The sequence below is a fragment of the Cyclobacterium roseum genome (genome assembly GCF_010119225.1).
Classification (GTDB): domain Bacteria; phylum Bacteroidota; class Bacteroidia; order Cytophagales; family Cyclobacteriaceae; genus Cyclobacterium; species Cyclobacterium roseum.
Genome location: NZ_WNKF01000002.1, coordinates 593,409 through 599,680, shown reverse-complemented (window position 1 = coordinate 599,680; position 6,272 = coordinate 593,409). Strand labels below are relative to the sequence as shown.

The following is a 6,272-nucleotide window of genomic DNA, read 5'->3' as shown; positions in this document are numbered from 1 at the left end:
CAGACATTAACTCCATGGCCTTGTCTCTTTGGCAAAATGGCGGATCCCGGTTCTTTCCGCCCAAAGAGGTGCAATTATGGACCCGGGACAGCCCGGAACAAAACTGGCAACTGGCCAAAACCTACCAACCCAAGCCGCTTTCCAAGGACGATCCTTCCCTGCTCAGGCAGCTTAAGATCCCCTTTTCGGCTGAGGGGGTTCGCCATCTCAAACTGCTGGCAAAACCCGTGGACCGCCTGCCCTCCTGGCACGGTGCTGCCGGAAACAAAGCCTGGCTTATGGTCGATGAAATTGTAATGAACTAGGGTGAAAGCTTCGGCAAGAAAACGAAACAAAAAGCTGATATGGGGAAATTTAAAAATAGAATATTATACCTGAAAACACCCTTAATTTTACTGATTTGGGTACTTTTTATTTCATGTTCAGCTAATCAGGGAAAAGGTTCGATTCCGAAGAATACCTCAATAACCGAACTACAGTTTACTGTCAGGGAAGCAGCTAATTGGACCAATCTTTTTAAAAAAACATCCGGCTGGTTCGGTGGAGATGGGATATTCACAATACCTCTAAATGGTATGGAATCGGCTATTGCCGACACCTCCGGAAAAACATTAGTGCTATTTAGCGACAGTCTGATTGGAGAGATAACTGATGGAAAGCTTGATAGTCCCTTTGTGATGATCAATAATTCAGTTGCGTGGTTGGAAGGGGCAGAGCCAACAGAATCCAATATTTCTTTTCATTGGGCCTTGGATGAGCAAAATTTACCTCAGTCCCTTTTTATACCCAATACTCCAAATTCTAACCCAGGGGAATATTTTTGGTTAGGGGACGGTTTCGTGAATCAAGCCCGGAACAATGATATTTACTTGTTTGGTTACCGAATTACCACCACCGGAACAGATGCCTTTAATTTTAAGGAGGTAGGAAATACGTTGATCGTCCTTCCCTCCGGAAGTAAGCCTCCGTTTAAAGATCAGCGCCAAATAGATACTCCCTTTTACATGGAAGGAAAACCAGAAAGCACAGGTTCCTTTGGGGCGGGCATTTTGGTAAATACGAAGGATGCAGGAGCCTTGAGACCCGACGGGTATGTATACATCTACGGGGTAAAGGGAAATAAAAAAGAGGTGATGGTAGCAAGGGTAAAACCCAACGACATCGAGAAATTTAATCTTTGGACGTTTTGGGATGGGACTGACTGGCAAAGTGAAATGAAACAGGCAGCATCCATTGCGGATAGAGGTTCCAATGAGTTGAGCGTAACCTCCCTGGACGATGGCAGGTACGCCATGGTTTTCCAGACAGACGGCATCGCATCCACCGTCGGGCTGCGTTTGGCCCTATCTCCGCAAGGTCCTTTTGGTCCCATAATCGCGGTATGGGATGCCTCAGCTGACCTTAATGAGGGAAAACACCTATTTAGCTACAATGCAAAAGCTCATCCTAGTTTGTCGATGCCCGGGGAATTGTTAATAAGTTATAATATTAATTCGTTCGAATTTTTTGCAGATGTAGAAATCTCCCCAAACTTTTATAGACCCCGGTTTATCCGGGTGAAAATAGGGGATTGATACGGTAATATATCAATCCCGATAGGTACGTTTTACTCACTCTTAGTGGCTTCCACCCAGTCCCTGGCATCAATAAATGCCTGAATCCAGGGGGTAACCTCCTGTTGGGCCATTTCATCGGTGATATGAGGCCAGTTCCAGGGTGCTAAGGAGCGCTCGATATGGGGCATTATGGCCAAATGCCTGCCATCAACGGAGGCCAATCCAGCGACCGCATGGTCTGAACCATTTGGGTTTCCTGGATAGGAGCTGTAAGAATAGGTCATGCAGGTATGGTAATCCGCTTTATTCATCGGCAAATGAAACTTTCCTTCCCCGTGCGCTACCCAGACACCGAGGCGCGTTCCTGCAAGGGACTGAAGCATGACGGAGTTGTTCTTAGGTATGCTCACGTTGACAAAGGCAGATTCAAATTTATGACTGTCGTTGTGCTGCATCTTGGTTTTCTGCGCATGTTCGGGATTCACCAATCCCAGTTCGATCATTAACTGACAACCGTTGCACACTCCCAAGCTTAAGGTGTCTTTCCTCGCATAAAATCGATCCAACGCCTTTTTGGCTGTTTCATTGTAAAGAAAAGCACCGGCCCAGCCTTTGGCAGATCCCAGTACATCCGAATTGGAAAATCCTCCTACAAAAACAATCATGTTTACATCCTCCAGGGTTTCTCTTCCGGAAATGAGGTCGGTCATGTGGACATCTTTCACATCAAATCCTGCCAGCCACAAGGCATAAGCCATTTCCCGGTCACCATTGACTCCTTTTTCACGAATGATGGCTGCCCGGGTTCCGCTAGCGTTTTTTCGTTCCGGATTCAGATCCAAGGCATGGTAGCTGCCTTTCCAGCCTTCGGGGAACTGGTACCGTAGGGCCTGCTTCGTATAGTTTTCGAATCGTTCGTTTGCCAATACCACGCCCGATTGCTCCCGGTCCAACAAGTAGGAAGATCGGTACCAGGTGTCCCGGAGTTCGGGCATTTCCCAGCTCAGGTCAAGGGATTCGATCGTGATTTTTCTATCGGTTTTTACCGTAGCGACGGTTACGCTGGCAATTCCTTCTTCTTTTAAATAGTCCGATACTTCTTCGGGGTTTTGAACCTGAATGACCAATCCCGGATTTTCCGAAAACAGGGCTTTGACAGCATCCTTTTCGTTCAGATTTTCTAAATGTATTTGCAAACCGGAACCTTCAGTGGGAAAACACATTTCCAGCAAGGCGGTAATGAGTCCTCCTGAAGAAATGTCGTGACCGGCCATAACATAGCCTTGTCGGATCAATTGCTGAACAGCGGCAAATGCGGTTAAAAAATAACCTGTATCCGTAATGTCCGGGACTTGGCTACCCACCTTATTCAGTATTTGCGCAAACGAGCTTCCCCCTAATTGTGCCTCATCATTAGAGAGATCGATATAGAGCAGGGTGGAATCGGGGATTTCTTTAAGTGCCGGGGATACGATGCGGTTAATGTCATCGCATTCACCTACGGTGGAGATAATGACCGTGCCCGGAGCGAGCACCTTTTGCCCGTCGGGATAGTTTTGTGTCATGGACAGGGAATCCTTTCCGGTAGGGATATTGATGCCCAGGGCAATGGCAAAATGACTGGTAGCTTCCACTGCCCGGTAAAGCCGGTCATTTTCTCCCTGATTTTTTGCAGGCCACATCCAGTTGGCACTAAGGGATACTCCCTTCATTCCCGCTGTCAGGGGAGCCCAAATCAAATTGGTTAGGGCCTCGGCAATGGCCAGCCGGGATCCTTTCTCGGGACTGGCTAATGCAGCTATCGGAGCATGGCCGATAGAGGTGGCGATGCCCTTTTTTCCACTGTAATCCATGGCCATCACCGCTACGTTATTTAAGGGCAGTTGGATGGGCCCTGTAGTTTGTTGCCTGGCCACACGTCCGGTAACGGACCGGTCTACTTTATTGGTCAGCCAGTCTTTACAAGCTACTGCCTCTAATTGCAATAGCTGATTCAGATACTCACTGATCAGGTTTTCTGAGTAATCCGGTTCAGAAAAGGATAGGGTGGAATGCTGGTCTTCCAGCACTGTTTTGGGAGAAGATCCAAACATGTGCTGCAAGCTCCAGTCGATGGGTTTTTCCCCGGTATGGCTATTTTCAAATCGGAAGTGAAAATCGCCGGTGGTTTCTCCGATTTCATAAAAAGGAGCGCGCTCCCTTGCTGCTATTTTTTTGATGGTCTCCAACCTGGACTTTTCCAGCACCAGTCCCATTCTTTCCTGTGACTCGTTGCCAATGATCTCTTTGGCAGAAAGGGTAGGGTCTCCAATGGGTAGCTTTTCCATCCGGATGGTTCCGCCGGTGTCCTCGACCAGCTCGGAAAGGCAGTTGAGGTGTCCGCCAGCACCATGGTCATGAATGGAAATAATGGGATTGTCTTCGCTTTCTGCCATGGCACGAATCACATTGGCCACTCTTTTTTGCATCTCTGGGTTGGATCGCTGTACGGCATTTAGTTCCAGCGCATTAGTGAGAACCCCCGTGTTGACGGAGGACACGGCACTTCCCCCCATTCCGATCCGGTAATTATCTCCTCCCATCAATACGATGCTATTGCCAGTACCAGGTTTTTGCTTTAGGCTATAGGGAGCCCTGGTGAATCCAACTCCTCCGGCCAACATGATAACTTTATCATAGCCCCATTTGCTGCCCTGCTCCTCGTGCTCGAATGTCATAAGACTTCCACAGATAAGTGGCTGTCCAAATTTATTCCCAAAATCGCTGGCACCATTGGAGGCTTTGATAAGAATATCCATGGGGCTCTGGTACAGCCATTTTTTTTCGGGCAGGTCTTTTTCCCAGAAGCGGTCATTGGCCGTTCGGGGATAGCCAGTCATGTATACCGCCGTTCCAGCCAATGGAATGGAAGCGGTACCCCCTGCCATCCGGTCTCTTATTTCCCCTCCGGAGCCGGTGGCTGCCCCGTTGAAAGGCTCCACCGTGGTGGGAAAATTATGCGTTTCGGCCTTCAAAGAAAGAACGGTATCAATTTCGCTGATCCCAAAAAAATCTGATTTATCCTGGCTGAGGGGAGCAAATTGCAGTGCTTTGGGGCCTTTTACAAAGGCTACATTGTCCTTATAGGCAGAAACGATCCCATTAGGGTTCGTCGCAGCCGTTTTCTTTATTAATTGGAACAAGGAAAGGGGTTTTTCTTCCCCGTCAATCACAAAGGTTCCATTAAAAATTTTATGGCGGCAGTGCTCTGAATTGACCTGGCTAAAACCAAATACCTCGCTATCGGTCAGTGGTCTTCCTAATGACTTACTGACCCCTTCCAGGTAGGTGATTTCTTCCGGGTTTAGGGCTAATCCTTCCTTTTCGTTGTAGCCTCCGATATCTTCAATTAACAATATCGGCTGGGGTTGTTTTTCGATGGAAAATAGCTGCTGGTTCAACTGCGAATAGAGGCTCTGCAACATGGGGTCCATGAAATTCCCTTCTTTATAAGGATAAAACGCCTCTATTCTGTGAACGAAAGGAATGCCCATGTTTTGGCAAATTTCCACGGCATTGGTAGACCAGGGGGTGATCATTTCTTTTCTTGGACCTAAAAATTGCTCGGAGATCCGGTCCTGTTCCAGATATTTCGCCCCACCAAAGAGCCAGGTTAATTTTTTCAGAGTAGTTTCATCTAATGCCTGGCTGCATTCCAGGGCATAGACTGTTTTTTCAGAGGTTTGAAAAAAGATGATCGTCATAAGGGAATTGATAGGTAATTTGAAGCAGCAAAGGTACAAAATTGCTCGAATAATATACCGACTTTAAGCCGGACAAAGCCGGACCTATTTTGAGCCTTCTTATTCGAAATCGGACACTTCCCCCTTTAAAGTGACCGAATTTGAACAGTATCTACAAAATGGACTTTCAACTTTAAAATATTATTCGATTTTTTTCACTCTCTATTCGGGGATTCAGGTCAATCCTTTTGATGGATCCCGTGATAAATGAGTGAAATGGACGGCCTGATCGTCCTTTTTTCAAAAAAACATCCTATGTTTGCGGAAACTTTGAACCTTTTGATAGTTTCCTGAGTTTTTTGGCAGGAAGTTTATGAAATAATAGTTGGAAACAAGAGAGAAAATAATTCAGATAGCCTTGGAACAGTTTCTGGTTTTTGGAATTCGAGCCGTCACGATGGATGAAATCGCCCGACAGGCAGGGGTATCTAAAAAGACCATTTACGAGGAGTTTGCCAATAAAGAAGATTTGGTAAACGCCTCTTTTGACGTAGCATTGAAAGAGGATGAGTCCAATTTCTGCGAAATGATGCAAGGAGATGGAGAAGTGATCGACCATTTGCTACACATGACGCGGTACTTACGAGAACGGTTTTCCCGAATGAACCCATTGCTGATGCACGACATTCAGCGGTTTTATCCCGGGTGCTGGAAGAAACTGGAAGCGTTTAAAAAGGAACATGCCTGGAAAGGCATTGTGCAGGTGTTGGAGAAGGGCAAGCAGTCGGGAGATTTCAGAAAGGAAATCAATTCGGAGATTTTGGCATTTATGCGTTTGGAACAGATTACGACTGCTTTTTCAGGAGTGGTTCCCGGTGGGAAACACAGTTTATTGGAATTTCACCTACAAATAGTAGATCATTTTATTCACGGGATCCTTACGGATCAGGGTAGGAATACTTATTGTAACAAACTCAGCAAACAGTAAACACAG

The 6,272-nt window shown here is 46.6% G+C and carries 3 protein-coding genes and 1 pseudogene; 3 read left to right on the top strand and 1 reads right to left on the bottom strand.

The window, feature by feature from the left end; all coding sequences use genetic code 11:
* Together GJQ68_RS05010 and GJQ68_RS05005 are read left to right on the top strand one after the other, a co-directional pair.
* Positions 1 to 305 (top strand): annotated as a pseudogene (locus GJQ68_RS05010) (c-type cytochrome domain-containing protein); the annotation flags it as partial.
* 270 nt (positions 306 to 575) lie between these two features.
* The gene (locus tag GJQ68_RS05005; RefSeq protein WP_235941098.1) at positions 576 to 1,574 is read left to right on the top strand and encodes a DUF4185 domain-containing protein; all 999 of its coding nucleotides are present in this window, start codon (positions 576 to 578) and stop codon (positions 1,572 to 1,574) included.
* Between the two features lie 32 nt (positions 1,575 to 1,606).
* On the opposite strand, the gene purL is transcribed toward GJQ68_RS05005, so the two are convergent.
* Positions 1,607 to 5,299: a phosphoribosylformylglycinamidine synthase gene (gene purL, locus GJQ68_RS05000; protein ID WP_162416188.1), complete on the bottom strand. Its 3,693-nt coding sequence runs from the start codon at positions 5,297 to 5,299 to the stop codon at positions 1,607 to 1,609.
* A 364-nt stretch (positions 5,300 to 5,663) separates the two neighbouring features.
* On the opposite strand from purL, the gene GJQ68_RS04995 reads away from it, so the two are divergent.
* Positions 5,664 to 6,266, top strand: coding sequence for a TetR/AcrR family transcriptional regulator (locus GJQ68_RS04995; protein ID WP_235941097.1), 603 nt, complete (start codon positions 5,664 to 5,666; stop codon positions 6,264 to 6,266).
* Positions 6,267 to 6,272: the final 6 nt, after the last annotated feature.

Coding starts and splice junctions, on each gene's coding strand:
- GJQ68_RS05005 (WP_235941098.1), top strand. CDS start 576: ATGGAATCGGCTATTGCCGACACCTCCGGAAAAACATTAGTGCTATTT.
- purL (WP_162416188.1), bottom strand. CDS start 5,299: ATGACGATCATCTTTTTTCAAACCTCTGAAAAAACAGTCTATGCCCTG.